Source organism: Lysinibacillus antri (assembly GCF_003977595.1).
Taxonomy (GTDB): domain Bacteria; phylum Bacillota; class Bacilli; order Bacillales_A; family Planococcaceae; genus Ureibacillus; species Ureibacillus antri.
In genome coordinates this window covers 19,249-36,620 of the sequence record NZ_RYYR01000011.1, presented here as the reverse complement: position 1 = coordinate 36,620, position 17,372 = coordinate 19,249, and the positions used below count along the sequence as shown (strand labels likewise).

15 protein-coding genes, 2 pseudogenes and 1 riboswitch are annotated in these 17,372 nt (G+C 35.7%); of the genes and pseudogenes, 13 read left to right on the top strand and 4 right to left on the bottom strand.

The genetic code is table 11. The features are described from left to right. Nucleotides 1-2 precede the first annotated feature (2 nt). The 3 genes from EK386_RS09880 (at nucleotide 3) to EK386_RS09870 (ending at nucleotide 3,028) form a co-directional block, all read left to right on the top strand. Nucleotides 3-770 carry a hypothetical protein gene (locus tag EK386_RS09880; protein WP_126658999.1) on the top strand — a complete coding sequence of 256 codons (768 nt, stop codon included), beginning with the start codon at nucleotides 3-5 and terminating at the stop codon, nucleotides 768-770. A gap of 56 nt (nucleotides 771-826) precedes the next feature. Next, a riboswitch (SAM riboswitch) is annotated at nucleotides 827-935 on the top strand. Nucleotides 936-1,027: 92 nt separating this feature from the next. After that, nucleotides 1,028-1,966 carry a homoserine O-acetyltransferase MetA gene (gene metA / locus EK386_RS09875; RefSeq protein ID WP_126658998.1) on the top strand — a complete coding sequence of 313 codons (939 nt, stop codon included), beginning with the start codon at nucleotides 1,028-1,030 and terminating at the stop codon, nucleotides 1,964-1,966. A 204-nt stretch (nucleotides 1,967-2,170) separates the two neighbouring features. Beyond that, complete coding sequence (locus EK386_RS09870; protein ID WP_126658997.1) at nucleotides 2,171-3,028, top strand: MBL fold metallo-hydrolase; 858 nt, start codon at nucleotides 2,171-2,173, stop codon at nucleotides 3,026-3,028. Between the two features lie 255 nt (nucleotides 3,029-3,283). Here the strand turns inward: EK386_RS09870 and EK386_RS09865 are convergent, their stop codons facing one another. Next, entirely contained in the window at nucleotides 3,284-4,684 is a 1,401-nt protein-coding gene (locus EK386_RS09865) for a hypothetical protein (RefSeq protein ID WP_126658996.1), read from the bottom strand. Nucleotides 4,685-5,060: 376 nt separating this feature from the next. Between EK386_RS09865 and EK386_RS09860 the strand changes: the two genes are divergently transcribed. Then, nucleotides 5,061-6,026, top strand: coding sequence for a DUF3800 domain-containing protein (locus EK386_RS09860; RefSeq protein ID WP_126658995.1), 966 nt, complete (start codon nucleotides 5,061-5,063; stop codon nucleotides 6,024-6,026). Nucleotides 6,027-6,157: 131 nt separating this feature from the next. On the opposite strand, the pseudogene EK386_RS09855 reads toward EK386_RS09860, so the two are convergent. Further along, a pseudogene (locus tag EK386_RS09855) lies at nucleotides 6,158-6,619 on the bottom strand (hypothetical protein); the annotation flags it as partial. Nucleotides 6,620-7,026: 407 nt separating this feature from the next. On the opposite strand from EK386_RS09855, the gene EK386_RS09850 reads away from it, so the two are divergent. From EK386_RS09850 to nhaC, 5 genes are all read left to right on the top strand, one after another. After that, nucleotides 7,027-7,737, top strand: a complete 711-nt coding sequence (locus EK386_RS09850) for a HoxN/HupN/NixA family nickel/cobalt transporter (protein ID WP_126658994.1) — start codon at nucleotides 7,027-7,029, stop codon at nucleotides 7,735-7,737. Nucleotides 7,738-7,962: 225 nt separating this feature from the next. Beyond that, complete coding sequence (locus EK386_RS09845) at nucleotides 7,963-10,056, top strand: transglycosylase domain-containing protein (protein WP_126658993.1); 2,094 nt, start codon at nucleotides 7,963-7,965, stop codon at nucleotides 10,054-10,056. A 193-nt stretch (nucleotides 10,057-10,249) separates the two neighbouring features. Beyond that, nucleotides 10,250-10,396, top strand: coding sequence for a hypothetical protein (locus EK386_RS20200; protein WP_158674404.1), 147 nt, complete (start codon nucleotides 10,250-10,252; stop codon nucleotides 10,394-10,396). A 126-nt stretch (nucleotides 10,397-10,522) separates the two neighbouring features. After that, nucleotides 10,523-10,672 (top strand): hypothetical protein, encoded by a 150-nt coding sequence (locus EK386_RS20305; RefSeq protein WP_179966020.1) that lies wholly within the window; start codon nucleotides 10,523-10,525, stop codon nucleotides 10,670-10,672. A 430-nt stretch (nucleotides 10,673-11,102) separates the two neighbouring features. After that, complete coding sequence (nhaC, locus tag EK386_RS09840; protein WP_126658992.1) at nucleotides 11,103-12,479, top strand: Na+/H+ antiporter NhaC; 1,377 nt, start codon at nucleotides 11,103-11,105, stop codon at nucleotides 12,477-12,479. 232 nt (nucleotides 12,480-12,711) lie between these two features. Here nhaC and EK386_RS09835 read toward each other — a convergent pair. After that, nucleotides 12,712-13,146 (bottom strand): annotated as a pseudogene (locus tag EK386_RS09835) (hypothetical protein); the annotation flags it as partial. Nucleotides 13,147-13,426: 280 nt separating this feature from the next. On the opposite strand from EK386_RS09835, the gene EK386_RS09830 reads away from it, so the two are divergent. Both EK386_RS09830 and EK386_RS09825 read left to right on the top strand, forming a co-directional pair. Next, complete coding sequence (locus tag EK386_RS09830; protein ID WP_126658991.1) at nucleotides 13,427-14,491, top strand: hypothetical protein; 1,065 nt, start codon at nucleotides 13,427-13,429, stop codon at nucleotides 14,489-14,491. 158 nt (nucleotides 14,492-14,649) lie between these two features. Beyond that, a complete protein-coding gene (locus EK386_RS09825) occupies nucleotides 14,650-15,636 on the top strand; it encodes a hypothetical protein (RefSeq protein WP_126658990.1) in 987 nt (328 codons plus the stop codon). Nucleotides 15,637-16,098: 462 nt separating this feature from the next. Here the strand turns inward: EK386_RS09825 and sspO are convergent, their stop codons facing one another. After that, on the bottom strand, nucleotides 16,099-16,254 hold the full coding sequence (gene sspO, locus EK386_RS09820; protein WP_246027639.1) for a small acid-soluble spore protein SspO: 156 nt from the start codon (nucleotides 16,252-16,254) through the stop codon (nucleotides 16,099-16,101). Between the two features lie 378 nt (nucleotides 16,255-16,632). Between sspO and EK386_RS09815 the strand changes: the two genes are divergently transcribed. Both EK386_RS09815 and EK386_RS09810 read left to right on the top strand, forming a co-directional pair. Next, a complete protein-coding gene (locus EK386_RS09815; protein ID WP_126658988.1) occupies nucleotides 16,633-16,917 on the top strand; it encodes a hypothetical protein in 285 nt (94 codons plus the stop codon). A gap of 244 nt (nucleotides 16,918-17,161) precedes the next feature. Next, nucleotides 17,162-17,356 (top strand): DUF6366 family protein, encoded by a 195-nt coding sequence (locus EK386_RS09810; protein WP_126658987.1) that lies wholly within the window; start codon nucleotides 17,162-17,164, stop codon nucleotides 17,354-17,356. Nucleotides 17,357-17,372 lie beyond the last annotated feature (16 nt).

Here is a 17,372-nt window from a genome sequence, read left to right as displayed (position 1 = left end):
ACATGGAACTTCAAGCACTTCAATCGAAACTATCGGATCAATTAAAAAGAAACAATGCGACCATTCTTGATACATCTATTTGGTGTGTCCCTGTTCATACGGTGACCATTTCTTACAAGCCCGTTGTTCGAACAAAAATGGATATTTTAATGAAAATGCTCCTCCTATCCGTGCAAAAGGCCAAATTTAAAAAGGCTGAGCAGCTAAGTGAAATTTTATTAGTAGAAGAACTGTTTGTCCAAGATTTATTGTCAAAAATGGAGCGAACGGAGCTAATTCGTAAGGAAGAATATTATCAACTAACCGAAAAAGGCAGCTCACAACTAGCAAGTGGAATCTTTGAAGAGAATCAAGACGTGAAGACAATGGAGCTTTTATATAGTCCTACTCACAAATCTTTCTTACAAGGAGAAATCGAGTCAGTGCTAGACTACGAGGATTTTCCAGAAGATATGTATCGCCATCATAGTCAAACCGAAGAACTTCAAATATCGGATCAACAAATTATCGAGGAATTACAAGCAATAGGTGACGAGGATGAAGGTGATGAGCAGGCAAACGAGCTCGTCATTTCATCGATTGATTCGATTGAAGATGGACAAATCAATGATGTGCCGTGTATTGAATTTGTTTTGTTTGACGATCAAAATGAGAAAATATTTTCTAAAGTATGGAATACCTTACTAGATAATTGGGATGTTACTTTACAACAACAATTAGAAGAAAAAGAAATGACCAAATGGAAAGAGCAAATAAATACAAAAAAATAACGATAGAATATTGCAAATATTTGTTTTCCATGGTAGTATTACTATTAATTTCATATGTCTTATCAAGAGAAGCAGAGGGAAATGGCCCAGTGAAGCTTCAGCAACCTCTAACATGTTAGAAAGGTGCTAATTCCAGCAAGACAAAATTGTCTTGGGAGATAAGAGTGCGCACATAAATTGTACCCTCTCATCCTCATGCTGGAGTGAGAGGTTTTTTATTTGCACAAAAATGGCGTAAAAAGAAATGGGGGAACAAAATGCCAATTAATATACAAAAGAATTTACCTGCAGGAGAGATTCTGCGCCAAGAGAAAATTTTCGTTATGGAAGAAGATCGTGCCAAAACACAACAAATTCGTCCATTAAATCTATTAGTCTTCAACCTAATGCCTGAAAAAGAAAAGACTGAAATTCAACTATTACGTTTACTAGGAAATACGCCATTACAAGTAAATGTGACGTTTTTAAATACGGCAACTTACGCATCTCGAAATGTATCCAAATCACATTTAGATACATTTTACAAAACGTTCGACGAAATCAAACACCGTCGTTTTGATGGTATGATTATTACAGGAGCACCTGTGGAACGAATGGAATTTGAAGATGTCAGCTATTGGCAAGAATATACCGATGTGATGGATTGGGCAAAAGTAAATGTTACATCTTGTATGTATATTTGCTGGGGAGCACAAGCTGCACTTTATCACCTGTTCAATATCGGAAAATTCGAACTACCAAAAAAATGTTCAGGAATTTATTCTCACGTGATTACAGACTTAACAGTGGATTTAGTACGTGGCTTTAGTGATGAATACATGGCACCACATTCTCGTCATACATCGGTTTCCATTGAGGAAGTGCGTGAACATCCAGAATTACGATTACTTAGCTATTCAGAAGAAGCTGGACCATTCATTATCCAATCAAAAGATACAAAACATATTATGATTACAGGTCATCTGGAATATGACGCAACTACATTAGCGGATGAATATTCACGGGATGTAGCAAAAGGAGAGCCGGTTGACATGCCAGTAAACTACTTCCCAAATAACGACCCAAGCCAAACACCAAAAAACACATGGCGCGCCCATTCGCACCTATTGTTCTACAACTGGCTCAACTACTACGTATACCAAGAAACACCATATGATTGGCATTTCGTTGAGGACAATATTGAGTTTCATATTTAGTGGTGCCTGGTACTTAAACAATTCTGAAAATTTAATACAATTTGAAAAAGCTAAGCATGTAGAAAACTCTGTGCTTGGCTTTTTACTACCTTGATATAGTTAGCAAAATATCATTGAAGTAAGCTCACATTTTTTGTGGGCTTTTTCCACTTTGTATAAATATGGCCGAATAAGAAAAAATAGTGGAAAAGGGAGGTAAACAAATTGGATGAACAAATGAATTATGGTGAGGATTATAAATATATTCCCATGTCTTCACTTATGAGCGGAATTGGTGTAGAGGTAACTCCGGATATCTATTTATTCACCATACAAGTTGTCAATATTTGCATGGTAGGCGAAAAAACCAATTCTACAGGATGGACGCTAGTTGACGCAGGAATGCCAAAATCTGCGGATACCATCATCAAAGAAGCAGAAAATCGTTTTGGACCAGGTGCGCGGCCAAATGGAATCATTTTAACACATGGTCATTTTGATCATGTCGGGGCAATTATAGAGCTAGTTAAGCATTGGGATGTTCCAGTGTACGCACATAAATTAGAAATTCCTTATTTAACGGGGAAACAAAGTTATCCAGAAGCAGATCCAACTGTAGAGGGCGGGGGACTTGTATCACGAATGTCGCCGTATTTTCCAAACGAAGCCATTAATTTAGGATCCCATGTGAAGCCATTGCCAGCTGACGGCACAATTCCGCTATTAAAGGATTGGGCTTGGTATCATACGCCAGGACACTCACCGGGTCATGTATCATTCTTTAGAGAAGCAGACCGCGCATTAATCGCAGGAGATGCCTTTATTTCTGTTAAACAAGAATCTTTATTCAAAGTGTTAGTACAAGAAAAAGAAATTAGTGGGCCGCCTCGCTACTTTACAACAGATTGGAACCAAGCATGGGATTCGGTAAAGAAACTAGAATCCTTAAAACCATCCATTGCCGTCACGGGTCATGGTGGTCCAATGCAAGGGGAAGATTTAACGCTACAACTTCAATGTTTAGCCATCGATTTTGAAACAATGGCCATCCCGAAACATGGCAAATATGTGGATGGAAATTAATGATGAAATGCTTGAGGAGAAAACTTCCTTGAGCATTTTTTAATTTTGACCAGTGGGAAATTTGCTAGTTAAAGAAACTCTCTGACCAAATTTTAGCCAAAACTCGCTAATTTTTAGACAAAATGAATAAGATAATAGCCAAGCGTGGAAGAATATTAGCCAAATTTAAATCGATATTAGAAATTCGGCTTTAATTCAAAAAAGAAGAGTCTATACAGAAATCTTAACTTCCTGCATAGACCTATAAGCTAATTTTTATAAAATAAACATTGCCACGATCGTCGTCACAACAAGACCAATAACTACCGGTAAAAAGTTTCTGCGAGCTAATTCGAATGGACTGACATTACAAATCGCTGCTGCTGGGATTAACGCCCAAGGAACTAAAGTCCCGCCACCAACCCAGATTGCCGCAATTTGCCCAAGTGCTGTTAACGTTGCGGTACCTTCTCCTAAAGCTGTTCCAAATAAGTTGGCAATTGATCCGGCTAGTGTAATACCAGAGAAACCTGAACCATCTAATCCCGTAATAGTTCCGACTGCCGTTAATGTTACTGCTGCAACTTCGGCTGTTAATGGTACAATCGCCGCTAACGCAACCCCTAAGTCATTCACAATTCCTTGTGACGCGGCTGGCAAGTATTCACCAATAATTTTACCAAATCCAGAGTCACCTAAATAGAAGAAGGCAGCAATCGGAATAACGGGACCAAACACTTTAAAACCAAATTGGAACCCTTCAATTAAATAACTCGTTGTTTTTTCAAGACCATCATTTTTATGCGCAAATAAGGCTAATAATAGTAGAATAAATACAGTCGTACCTCCAACAAGGGCCGTTGCATCGCCACCCGTTAAATTAAATACAGACATGGCCACAACGTCAACAATGAAGGCAAGTGGGATTAATAATGCAAAAAACTTTCGTTGTCCCAGAGTGAGCAATTTTTCATTGACTTCATCTACAACTTTCTCTCCAAAGGAACCAACCATCTCCATGTTGCCACGTTTCATATCACGGCGTAAAAAATAAAAGGCAACAATCGTCGTCACCACACCCATGACAATGACAAGAGGTATACTTGCTGATATAACGTCACTCACTGGAAGCCCTGCAGCATCTGCCGTCAATTTCGGAGCACCTTGAATCACAAAGTCACCGGATAATGCAATCCCATGACCAAATAAGTTCATCGCCATGGCAACTCCAAGAGCCGGCAAACCCGCGCGAATAGCAACCGGTAACAACACCGCCCCAAGTAACGCAACAGCAGGAGAAGGCCAGAAGAACCAAGAAATGACCATCATTAAAATCCCAATCGTCCAGTAAGCAAGGGGAGGGTTTTTAATGATCTTCGTAAACGGCGAAACCATCACTTCATTGATCCCGGTTTTCAATAGCACCCGACTCATCGCTACAATGATGGAAATAATTAAAATCGTCGACAACAATTCGGTGATGGCATAGATAAAGCTATTAAAGACTCCACTAATGGAAGCCGTCAAATCCCTAGTTGCCACAATCGCCAACATAAAAATCCCAATGATACAGATTAATGTCGTATCTCGGCGTTTCACCATAAACCCAATAATCAACACAATGAATACAACATAAATCCAATGCAGCGCCGACAAATCCACACCTAAAGCACCCATGTTCTCCCTCATTTCTTTTACGCTTAGAATATGAGGCATACGTCCAATGGGTGTGTGCTTAGGAAAGTGATTGGATACATTTTTTACTTGGTGGATGATTGTGTAAATAGTATAGCAGGTGGGGATTTTTGTTTTAATAGGTTGAGAGGGATTTTTTATCTATGAGAATAGCTATTACATATAAATTTTTATGGTATATTTTACTTAAAGAAAATAATAAGCACCTCAGCCCTACTAACGCAGCGGGGAAAAGGTGCTTTAAGAGCTATTCCAGCCCTACTAACGCAGTGGGGAAAGAATATGCTCAAATATATAATATGATTGTTATTATTATAGTATACGTGTTTTATTTTGTAAAGTTGAAGGAGGTTGAAAGATGTCCTATGTTATTTACTTTGATGAATCAAATAAACTAGATCAACCCGGAATTGACTATTCTTATTACGGTGCATTAGGGATGGATGAAACAGTAGCCAATAATATTCGTCAATATATAAATAATTTGAATGAAACACAAAGGTCAAAGTCGGAAATGCATTTTGTTGAATATACGCAAGATACGAATTTTGAAAAATATTTTAAAGCCTTGCATTACGTATTAAGTCAACCCATTCAATTAAATTTAATGATTGTTAATAAAGGCGATGCTGAGAAGCTAACAACAGCTATGGACATTAAGATGGCGGAATTACGTGAATTATTTTATGTGAAAATTCCTGAACGTTTATTTTATGGACTGACAAGAGATTTATCTACAGGACAACATATTAAAATTGTCATCGATGAAAATAGTGAATATGAAAAAATTGAATTGGAAAAGAAAATTATTGAACAAATGAATGCACATTCCGCATATCGTAAAAAAGCTTATAAAGTTGTGGATGTTGAACAGGCATCTTCAGAAAAAGATCTATTGCTACAAATGATCGATAACTTAATGGGAATCATTGTTTTTGTTTTAGAAAAGCAACATAAGGCATTTGAAGAAAATCGAGATAATATTACGTTAGATGTAAAATGCGATTTAATTTATCGCTTATTAATTGAACAAAACAATTTAGAGTTATTACATAAAAAAGTTATGTTATATTGTTGGGAAGGTAATGAAGAAGGGATTAGTCAAATAGAGTTTAGTCAGTTTACTGGAAATTTTATTATGTCTAAAACAAAATACGATGTTTCTGAAATGGCGAAACTTGCACAGGTTAGAGCAATATATCCGAATGAAACGACAAAATTTTATCGCCAACAGATGGGCTATCCCCGTCAATTACGAAAGTTATTAGGTTATATAGATGAATTGGATGGTGAAGGTAGGAATAGTTATTATTTAGAGAAATAAGAAACTAGTAAGTTATTTCTGAAATAGGAAACCAAGAATGCTATTTAATTAACATTCTTGGTTTTTAATTTCTATTATATGTAAATTTAAATCAAAAAATTAAATGATGTTTTATAAAAGGTTCTTTTATTGGCGTTCGGAACTCCAAGAGCCGGCAAACCCGCGCGAATTGCAACCGGCAACAACACCGCCCCAAGTAACGCCACTGCAGGAGAAGGCCAGAAGAATCAAGAGATGACCATCATTAAAATACCAATCGTCCAATAAGCAAGAGTAGGGTTTTTAATGATTTTCGTAAACGGTGAAACCATTACTTCGTTGATTCCGGTTTTCATTAAGATTCGACTCATCGCCACGATTATCGAAATAATTAATATCGTCGACAACAATTCGGTGATAGCATATATAAAGCTATTAAAGACGCCACTTATGGAAGCCGTTAGATCGCCTGTTGCTACAATCGCCAACATAAAAATCCCGATAATACAGATTAATGTTGTATCCCGACGCTTCACCATAAACCCAATAATCAGTACAATGAACACGACATAAATCCAATGCAGCGCCGACAAATCCACACCTAAAGCACCCATGTTCTCCCTCATTTCTTTTACGCTTAGAATATGAGGCATTAGTCTAATAGGTGTGTGCTTAGGAAAGTGAGTGGATATATTTTTTATTTGGTGGAGGTTTGTATAAACATTTTAGCAGGTAAGGATTCTCGTTTTAATAAGTTGAGAGGAAATATTTAAGTAAAAAAACTACGAAACAATGCAGCAGAGAAAATAACTCAAAAGGAGATGCCATTTCTTTAAAAATACCGTTTTCAAAAGTTGGAAAAAGTCATGTAATAAGCAGGGTTTGTTTTACTCTTAAAACCTTCGCAGTAATATTCGATTAAAGGGTAATTTAATAAAGGAAGAATATATATAAAATTGAATATTATAGTTGTGGGTAATATTTTTTAAGAGTTTTCAGATTACATGAGGGAGGTATATTAATGGAGATAAGTTTTCTATCTATTCTAGCTTTAGGATTTGTTCTTGGAATCAAACATGCAATTGAGCCAGACCATGTAATTGCTGTATCTACTATTGCTAGTCAAAGTAAAAAGTTATGGCGTTCCTCATTATCTGGAGTATTTTGGGGCATTGGTCATACTGCAACATTATTAATTGTCTGTCTTATTCTTATTTTTATGAAAGGTGAAATACCAGAAAAATGGGCTATGTCCTTAGAATTTTTAGTAGGAATAATGCTTGTTTATCTTGGTATTACAACTATCCTTTCTCTAAAAAATATCCATTTACATCAGCATAAACATGATGGGGAAGAACATAAGCAAGCTCACGAATATGAAGGTCAACATAAGCATAATCACCAACTTAAAAACGTTTCATATTTTAAATCCATGTTGATTGGCTTAGTTCACGGTCTAGCAGGAAGTGGTGCTATGGTTCTATTAACTATGAGTACAGCAAATAGCGCTTGGGAAGGAGCTATTTATATCCTTATATTCGGTGCTGGGACGGTCATCGGTATGCTTTTCTTTACTACGATTATTGGAATCCCATTTGTTTTTAGTGCCAAAAAGCTGAGTTTGAATAAAATACTTACCCAAATTATTGGAGTAATTAGTACAGTATTTGGATTTTATTACATGTACAACTTAGGAGTAACAGAGGGTTTATTTAAACTTTGGATACAATAGAATTAGTTTGCTAGCTTCTGATTTTTAAGGAATATGGTTTATAATCCTGATTATATTAACTACAATGTAGTCAGCATTACGATAATCTTTGCTGAACAACATTCTAGAGGGGTACAAAGTAGTAGATTACAAAATCCCTATTGACTATAAATGTTCCATATCTAACAATAACCCTTATGCAGCAGCGAATGTTAGACATCGTTAGACTAGAAGGTGGAATAAAACATGAAAAGAATGGAAAATAGGCAGCACAGAAAATTAACCGGGCGGATATGGCGTAAGTTTAAAAATAAAAAAATGATGGCGAAAATTTTAATAGCGGGTTTAGTATTGGTTTTATGCTGCTTGCTTATCTTTAATATTTTAATTTGGACAAGTGATGTCAGTAAAATAGAAGAACCCATTCCACAGCCAACGATTATTTATGATCAAAATGGCGATGTAGCTAGCAAGATTGAAGCTTCTAATATTGAAGGAGTTAGCATAAAAAAGATTCCAAAGAACCTTATACATGCTGTAATTGCAACAGAAGACCAGAGATTTTACAAGCATGAGGGAATAAATTTTATTGGCATTGTTCGAGCGTTAACTCAAAATATGATGAGTGGCGAAATTGTGGCGGGGGGAAGCACAATTACACAGCAGTTGGCCAAAAATGTCTTTTTAACACAGGAACGTACGTATACAAGGAAGTTTAAGGAACTTATTTTGACGAAAAAAATTGAACAAACCTACTCTAAAGATGAAATTATGGAACGGTACTTAAATCAGATTTATTTTGGTGAAGGTGCTTGGGGCATCCAACGTGCGTCCCAAACGTATTTTGGTAAGGATGTTAACGAATTAACGCTAGGTGAGTCGGCTATGCTTGCAGGGTTGATTAAGGCGCCATCCATTTTGTCTCCATTTAAAGATATGGATAAATCCGTTGAACGGAGAGATCTTGTCTTATCATTAATGGAAAAGGAAGGCTACATTAGCCAAAATGATGTGGAAAAGGCAAAAGAACAGTCAATGGTCTTGGAAGGCAAGAAGACTGATGATTATAAAGGCAAATATCCTTATTATGTAGATCATATTATTGAGGAAGCTATAAAAAAATATAATCTAACAGAAAATGAGGTCCTTTCGGGTGGGCTTCATATTTATACGGAATTAAACCCTACAATACAAAACGCAGTTGAGCAGGTGTATAGGGATGACGAGATGTTTCCTGAAGGGCAACCTGACCAGCTGATTCAAAGTGGTGCAATTTTTATCGATCCTTCAACCGGTGGAATTAGCGCACTAGTAGGAGGAAGAGGGGAGCATACTTATAGAGGTTTTAATCGTGCCACTCAATTGAAGCGACAACCTGCATCTACAATGAAACCATTGGCAGTATATACTCCTGCTCTAGAGCAAGGGTACGAAATTTATGATAGGTTACAAGATTCACCTATTAATATTGACGGATATCAACCAATGAACTATGACAAGCAATTCCGTGGGGAAGTTACAATGTATGATGCCTTGATACATTCCTATAACGTCCCGCCAGTATGGTTGTTGCAAAGGATGGGATTGAAATACGGTACGAATGCTGTGGAGCGTTTCGGCATTCAATTAAAGGAAGAGGATTATCATTTAGGTTTAGCACTTGGTGGCTTGAACGAAGGGGTATCGCCTTTGTTGATGGCCCAAGCATTCTCCACATTTCCGAATAATGGCGAAATGGTGGAAGCGCACTCCATTCAAAAGATTGAAGATGCAGATGGCAAGGTTATTGCACAATGGCATAATAACACTACAAGAGTCACGGATCCCTTAGTTGCTCAGAAAATGACCTATATGCTTAAAGGCGTTGTTGAAGAAGGTACAGGTATGAATGCTCAAGTGGAGGGCTGGGAAGTAGCTGGTAAAACAGGTACAACACAACTTCCTTTTAAAAATACAGGAGGAGCAAAAGATCATTGGTTTGTCGGATATACTCCGCAAATCGTTGGGGCAGTTTGGATGGGATATGATGTAACGGATGAAAATCATTATATATTGGAACCAAACAACTCTACTGTCACAAATATATTTAAAGAAATTTTCTCCCAATCTAAAACAGAATTCTCCCAAAAAGAATTTGATTTACCATTGCTAGGAAAACAGCTTAAAGAACAGCGAAAGGAAGAGGAAAAACGGCGGAAAATAGAGGAGGAAAGGAAGGAAACAAAAAAAGAAAAGAAAGAAGAGGAAAAGAAAGAAAGAGAGAATAGGAAAGAAGAAAAGAAAAAAGAAGAACGGAAGAAAGAAAAAGAAGAGAAGAAAGAGAAAAAGAAAGAAGAATAGATAAGGTGTAATTTGTTGCATTAAGGTTCCCGATTAACGATTCGTTCGACCTGCTTTCAACAATCGATTATTGAAGATTAGAAGTCAAATTCCCCGCTAAATGAAAACCAAGAATGCTGTAAAATAAACATTCTTGGTTTTTACTTTTTTAAGCATTATGTATAAAAATATAGAAGAATAAAAGGTTCTTTTAATGGCATTCGGAACTCCCAGTGCCGGCAAACCCGCCCGAATCGCCACCGGTAACAACACCGCCCCAAGTAACGCTACTGCAGGAGAAGGCCAGAAGAACCAAGAAATGATCATCATTAAAATCCTGATTGTCCAATTATTTTACTAAGTTTTTAATGTATTTATTGATATATGCAAGGTTAGCAGTACATAATAAGGTTTACTTCAGTAAAATAAGGTATATTATATTTGTTGATTAGATTTTCTTTAAAGACATGAAAAGTAGGTGAACAAAGTGGGGAAATATCAATTGGATACTAAAGGTAAGGTAGCTGTAACAAAGTATCATGAGAAAAACAAGCCTGCCAAATTGGATAAAAAGCAGCAACTTGAAAAAATACGTGCGGAGTATTTGAAAAACAAGCAAAATCAAACAGATAAATAATATGAATGAATATATGGTACTTTCTTCTTGAATTAACTGCTTTAGTCAATTAACAATCTTCAACAATCAGACGCGTTTATTTAGGAACGCGTTTATTTTTTTTAACGGGCCGGATTAGTAACGAATTAATTATACTATATTATAACCGTGTTAAAATTTTCTCTGTAATTTCAATTGTATTGATATTTAGAACTTCTATATTCAAAGTCCCCAAAAGAAGCAAGTTCTACTTTTGCACTTCACGATTGGCTTTTGGCTACTACAAAGAAAAAACTTTATCATGATGATAAACGCGTGTTTCTTTGCCTTTTTTTCTTAAAATTTCTCCCCCATTGACATATAGCAATTACATGCTAAAATGATAAACGACTTCATTGCGTTGAATCGTTGAAGTTAGAAACGTGAAAAAATATCATCTAGGAGTAAGTAAATGTTTTCTATTGAGGCAAAAACAAAACCGTCAGTATTCGAAGCATTATTCATAGTAATAATAGTTATTTTAATAATTTCTATTGCGATAGGTAAGCTTGGTACTGTACCACATATCCCAATTCTTTTTTCTATTATTCTTCTTATTTTTTATGGTTTGCTAAAACGTGTGCCATATAAAGTGTTGGAAGAAAGTATGAAATCTGGAGCCATTTCAGGAATAGGAGCTATTTATATCTTCTTTTTAATAGGTATACTGATTAGTAGCTGGATTGTAAGCGGTACAATACCAACGCTTTTATATATGGGTTTTACTCTCGTATCGGCTAGTTTCTTTTATGCGATTGTATTTATCATTACAGCAATTATCGGTACAGCAATTGGTAGTTCATTGACGACTGTAGCGACGATTGGGGTTGCTTTTGTAAGTATTGCAGGAGCGATTGACGCATCACTAGCATTGACGGCTGGCGCTATTGTATCCGGAGCGTTTTTTGGCGATAAAATGTCTCCATTGTCAGATACAACAAATTTAGCTGCGAGCATCGTCAATATTGATTTATTTGTACATATTAAAAATATGAGTTGGACAACGATTCCTGCGTTTTTAATTAGCGGTGTCCTATATGCTGTTTTATCCCCTTCAGTTGTAGGAATAAATAACACGACCATTGAGTTCTATAAGGCTAGTATACAAGCTGCAAATTTTGTGCATTGGTATGCGATTGTGCCACTGCTAGTCTTGATTGTTTGTACATTCAAAAAAGTGCCGGCATTTTTAACACTTATTGTAAGTTCCCTTGTAGCGCTTTTCTTATCAATATTTCATACGTCTTTATCAGTTAGTGATTACTGTGCAATTTTATATAGTGGTTATGTTTCTGAAACAGGAGTTGAAGTAATTGATTCACTTTTAACTCGTGGTGGTATCAGTAGTATGTTCTTTACAATTATGCTTGTGGTGCTTAGCCTCAGCATGGGTGGGTTATTGTTTGCTTTAGGTATTATTCAAACATTGCTTAGCAAAATTGAAAGTTTATTAAAATCAGTTGGTGCGTTGATTACAGGTACGGCTTTTACTGCAATTGGTATTAATATAGTAGTTGGAGAACAGTATTTATCGATTTTATTAACAGGGGAAGCCTTTAGGCAAAAGTATAGAGAACTAGGCTTACATCCGAAAAATTTAAGCCGGGTAATAGAAGATGCGGGTACAGTCGTTAATCCGCTTGTCCCTTGGAGTGTTTGTGGTTTATTTATTGCCTCGATGCTTGACGTTTCCGTGATCGACTATTTGCCTTTTGCGTTCTTTTGTTTACTAAGTCCAGTCCTTACTATAATATTTGGATGGTTAAATCTAACAATATCAAGAAACTAAACATACAATCATTAGTAGTACAAACCAAGACCATGGTTTGTGCTACTATTTTTTATAGTAGAAGTGAAGGAAGGTCGACCAGCCTCTAGGAGCATGACTTCAAACTCTTTAAGAGTAAGTCCATCATTTTCCCACTAATTCAGCAAACGGGTCGATTGTTGAAGATCAGAAGCCAAATTCCTCGCTAAAATAAAAATATAGAAGAATAAAAGGTTCTTTTATTGATCTTCGGAACTCCAAGTGCTGGGAGACCTGCCCGAATGGCAACCGGTAACAACACCGCCCCAAGTAACGCCATAGCTGGAGAAGACCAGAAAAACCAAGAAATGATCATCATTAAAATCCCAATCATCCAGTAAGCAAGGGTAGGGTTTTTAATGATTTTTGTAAACAGAGAAACCATCACTTCATTGATCCCCGTTTTCAATAATACACGACTCATGGCTACGATTATCGAAATAATTAATATCGTCGACAACAACTCGGTGATGGCATAGATAAAGTTATTAAAGACCCCGCTAATGGAAGCGGTCAAATCCCCAATTGCCAATATGAAGATCCCAACTATACAGATCAACGTCGTATCCCGGCGTTTCACCATAAACCCAATGATGAACACAACATAAATCCAATGCAGCGCCGACAAATCAACACCTAAAGCACCCATGTTCTCCCTCATTTCTTTTACGCTTAAAATATAAGGCATATGTCTAATGGGTGTGTGCTTAGGAAATTTATTGAATACATTTTTTACTTGGCTGATGTTTTGTAAACATTATAGCAGGCGGGGGGATTCGTTTTAATAGGTTAAGAAGGAATATTTAAGTGAAGATAAAACTATTAAGAAGATCCAAAAACTGAAATATTCTTTCGATACTAATAAGTAAACCGAATTGGATTAGATTATTGTAGTAAAATTAGGTAAAAAGTCAAACTGGAGGTACTATATGCTATTTGAACCCTTATCCCAAGTTGAAAGAAACGAATTATTATTTCTTGTTACAGATGAACAAAAAGAGTATTTGTTAAATCAAGTAAAGCGTGGTAGGAGAACAATTTTCGGTAATATTATGATTGAAGAAAAAGTACAAGCGATTAAATCAGTAGATATAGATTTACAAGAGGATGAAAGAAACATAGAAGACTGGGACATTGTTGATTACGTGGATTTTGGTCCAGGGAATCGTTTAGGGAAATGTGCTTGTGGGATTACTTTACGATATATGTTCACTGTACAACATAAGGGAACAAATAAAACGATTACATACGGTAAAGACCATTTAAGTGCATTTTTAAATCTACCTATAAAAGATATAGACGCAGTAATGGCTGGATTAAAAACGATAGATTATGAACTGGATGAACTATTGGTTAAGATCAGAGATGATGATTATGGATATGAAATAGTAGCGGAAATACCAGAAGAAATTGAACTGCCTAAAAACATAAAAGAACATGTCGAACATCACATACCCTTGTTAAACCGACAAATCAAAAAAATTGAGCGAGAAGTCAATAAATACTACACCAAAGAATTGGAAAAGGTTAAAAATGAACAACGTGAGGCAGAGCGTGTAGAAGCAGTCAAAAGAGCACAGACTTATTTAAAAGCTAGAGAAATATTAAGAGAACGTAATGAACTAGAACAAAAAGAGAAACATGCGAGGAATCAGAAAATCCTTGAATCTACTAGACATTTACTAGTCTCTCCTAATCCAACCATTGCTGAAATTGCTTATTCATTAGTACTTAATGGGGTTTCTAGTGCAAACGAAATTAGTCGTATCACAAGGGAGTACTTTCATGTTGATAAAAGGCTTTCAACAGGAACTTTACAAAGGTCATATATTTATATGGATGTTGTTCTTGCTTTAATGAATGAAGCAGAAAATGGGACTCTGTATTTTGACAAAGAAAGTTCAGGTATTGATGACTGCTATTTCTACCCATCTGAAGAGAAATTAGAGATTAATACGACTTCAACGAACAATGTTCAACCTTCGTTATTTTAAAAGTGAAATTTGAAAAAATCATGTAATAAGCGGGGGGTGTTTTAACCTTAAAACATTCGTAGCAGTGTTCAATTAAAGGGCCTATTGTTGAATAAAAGGAAATGGGTTACGCTGAATAATATAATTTAGGGATATGAAGAAGAGGTGTAGTTTTAAAGATGATAACTGATTTATGTGAAGCCTGTAAAAAAAATGAAATTAATGTTGTAGAAATGTCTGATGAACCTAATCAACCTTATAAATTATGCAATCAATGTCACGATAGACTATTGAAATATTCATTACGACCTATTGAATGGTACAACTTAGCGGTTGTCCATTCTCCCAACAAATTTTTATTGCATGATGATTTTTACGAAGAAGACGGCGAGGCTTGCCAACCAGAAGAAGATGTAGTGGTAACTAAAAATGATAAAGCACCCACATTACGAGAAGTTCGAAATGATTTGGAGTCTTTATTAGATTTTTCAATAACTAGATGGTTTCTTGAGGATGATGTAATAAAAGCTCTTAAAAAGCACGATAACCAAAAGATCCTAATTTCTGTAAAATCAAGGTTTTATGGAACAGAAAATTACGAACTAAAATCACGAATGTTGGAAATTACAGCTGATGTTTTAGGTACTTCTGCTTCGGAATGGGTAAGAGAACTTTGGGAGAATTATGATCAAGAATATCTTTACCCACTCTCTTGGGCAACAGCCAGTAGTATACCAGTAGAAGAGGGATTAAATAATATATTTGAGAAATTGAAATTAGTAAGTGAAAAAGAATTGCCAATAGCGTCTTTTACCTGCCTATACCGATTCCGTTCAAGCAATATACTGGATTGGATGGAGTCAACTTGCATAATTTTTAATGATAATTGGGGAAGGTTGGCATCTGTATGCTTACCAACTTGGGAAAGAATGAAATCTTGGCTAAACAAAGGTAGACCTTTAAGTTTAATTGCACTGGATACAATGGCGAACTGTGTTAAAGGTTGTGGGGACATCTATGTTGAGCAATTTTCTCCTAAAATACTAGGTACAGACAAAATCGAAGTAGAACAAATATTAAATGATTATTACCAAAAAGATGGAGTTCCTCGTGTCAAAATGAAAGTGTCCAAAATACTAGAGAATAAGCAAGAAATATTTGAATAAAAATTTTCAAACCAAAGAAGCTAATCGGTAGGAAAATGTGATTCAAAATAGAATTTCTATATTCCACAATCGGGCTAGGTTAGTTGAAGAAAGATTTCGTGTAATTTCGAACTTTGACGAACCGTTTTCGTTCATATAACAAGTATGTTTACCCCCTCGTGTAAATAATAATACGATGTCATCGGAAAGAGCTTGTGCAATTGTATTATAATTGTAAGCGTCAAATAGGGGATGTCCAGAAAGTACTACACTTTCTAGACATCTACGCTTCTAATGATAAAATATTGTTAAAAAGCTGTACTCCTGCGGTAGTAACAATAAATTGTCACTATTCTCGTCGCAAAGGAAGCGTTCGAAAATTACTTTTCGGACGCTTCCTTGTTGTATCATTTTGATAACTTATTAAAGACGATACACGTAATAGGTAATGTTGTTGACCACTGCATCAATTTGTCAGAGGCATCATTGCCGCTTCTTAGTTTTCTTATTATTAGCTCTCTCTGCGGCTGTCAAAGGTTCGTTTGCAAATTCATGATCAAACTCCTTTGATAAATTCTTCCTTACTGCTTGCTTATCACTAACGGTACCACTTACATTGCTCTTTCGATTGTTACTCACTATATACACCTCCATGATTTTAGTTTGCCACGTGGTGTCCTTAGTATGCATTTTTGTTAAATCTTATAGTAATTGTTTTGTAATTGATTATCTCTTCGAATGCAGTTACTAGGTTCTTTCCTTCACAGTATTTAAAGAATGTAAAAAAGTTACTTCTTTCTGTGCTAGCCTATTGTACTAACGAGGTAGCTTAATTGTATTGGGAATGTTAATATTGTTAAATTTTAACTAATGATAGTCGGCTAAACGAGATAAGAGGAATGGACTAGATTGTTGAACGACATTCTTTTATGAAAGGTTTCCAAAGCACGCTTTGGAAACCATATAACTACAATTTATATCTATATTAAAAAGCGGAAGTATAATGGAGGCTTCATTATGTGGTTAATAATAGGTCTTATTGCAATAGTAGCAACTTTTAGAAATCTTTATATGTATACAACAGGTAAAGATTACAAACTTGCGATGGCAATGGGGTTATCATTTACAGCATTAACACTTTGTGCAGAATACAGTCTTGTATCGGTGTGGGTAGAAGTGAAAGATTGGGCAGCTTTAGAGGATGTAGTACCTAGTATGGAAAGGGCATTATGGTTTTTGACAATTGTTTCTATCTTACTAAATATAGCACCTATACTTTTAGAACGAAAAGGTAAGAAATAATTACTTATTGTTGTCACATCATTTATATAATATGCAATTAATGTGTAAGTCTTTATGTATAACTAAGAGGGCGTTCGTGTAAGAAGAATGAAGTGATTTTATGATTATTGTAGTTATTCCATTAAAGGGCACAATTCTTCAGCAAGAATTGTGCTTTTCTTCATGAAAAGGGCCATATTGTGAAATTCCATAAAATTGGAATTTATGATAAGGTTAAAAAAAGTGGTTAGTGGAGGTGTATTCATTGAATAAAGATAAAGAAACTCCCGAAGCACGAAGAGAAAGATTGAGACAAGAAGAATTAAAGAAAAACCCAGCCGGAAGTATTCATGGTGGAGGACTTCAAGATTTATTTGGGGATTTAGGTTGGAAAGGTATAGGAATACTTATTCTTTTAATAATAGTTGGTAGCATAATCTATTTAGCATTTTTCAATTAAAGGGCAGGTTGCTTAG

Excerpts from the sequence above, each read along its gene's own strand:
- EK386_RS09850 (WP_126658994.1), top strand. The coding sequence starts at position 7,027 with ATGGAGATAAGTTTTCTATCTATTCTAGCTTTAGGATTTGTTCTTGGA.
- EK386_RS09865 (WP_126658996.1), bottom strand. The coding sequence starts at position 4,684 with ATGGGTGCTTTAGGTGTGGATTTGTCGGCGCTGCATTGGATTTATGTT.
- EK386_RS09880 (WP_126658999.1), top strand. The coding sequence starts at position 3 with ATGGAACTTCAAGCACTTCAATCGAAACTATCGGATCAATTAAAAAGA.
- EK386_RS09845 (WP_126658993.1), top strand. The coding sequence starts at position 7,963 with ATGAAAAGAATGGAAAATAGGCAGCACAGAAAATTAACCGGGCGGATA.
- nhaC (WP_126658992.1), top strand. The coding sequence starts at position 11,103 with ATGTTTTCTATTGAGGCAAAAACAAAACCGTCAGTATTCGAAGCATTA.
- EK386_RS20200 (WP_158674404.1), top strand. The coding sequence starts at position 10,250 with ATGGCATTCGGAACTCCCAGTGCCGGCAAACCCGCCCGAATCGCCACC.
- EK386_RS09830 (WP_126658991.1), top strand. The coding sequence starts at position 13,427 with ATGCTATTTGAACCCTTATCCCAAGTTGAAAGAAACGAATTATTATTT.
- EK386_RS09815 (WP_126658988.1), top strand. The coding sequence starts at position 16,633 with ATGTGGTTAATAATAGGTCTTATTGCAATAGTAGCAACTTTTAGAAAT.
- EK386_RS09860 (WP_126658995.1), top strand. The coding sequence starts at position 5,061 with ATGTCCTATGTTATTTACTTTGATGAATCAAATAAACTAGATCAACCC.
- EK386_RS09825 (WP_126658990.1), top strand. The coding sequence starts at position 14,650 with ATGATAACTGATTTATGTGAAGCCTGTAAAAAAAATGAAATTAATGTT.
- metA (WP_126658998.1), top strand. The coding sequence starts at position 1,028 with ATGCCAATTAATATACAAAAGAATTTACCTGCAGGAGAGATTCTGCGC.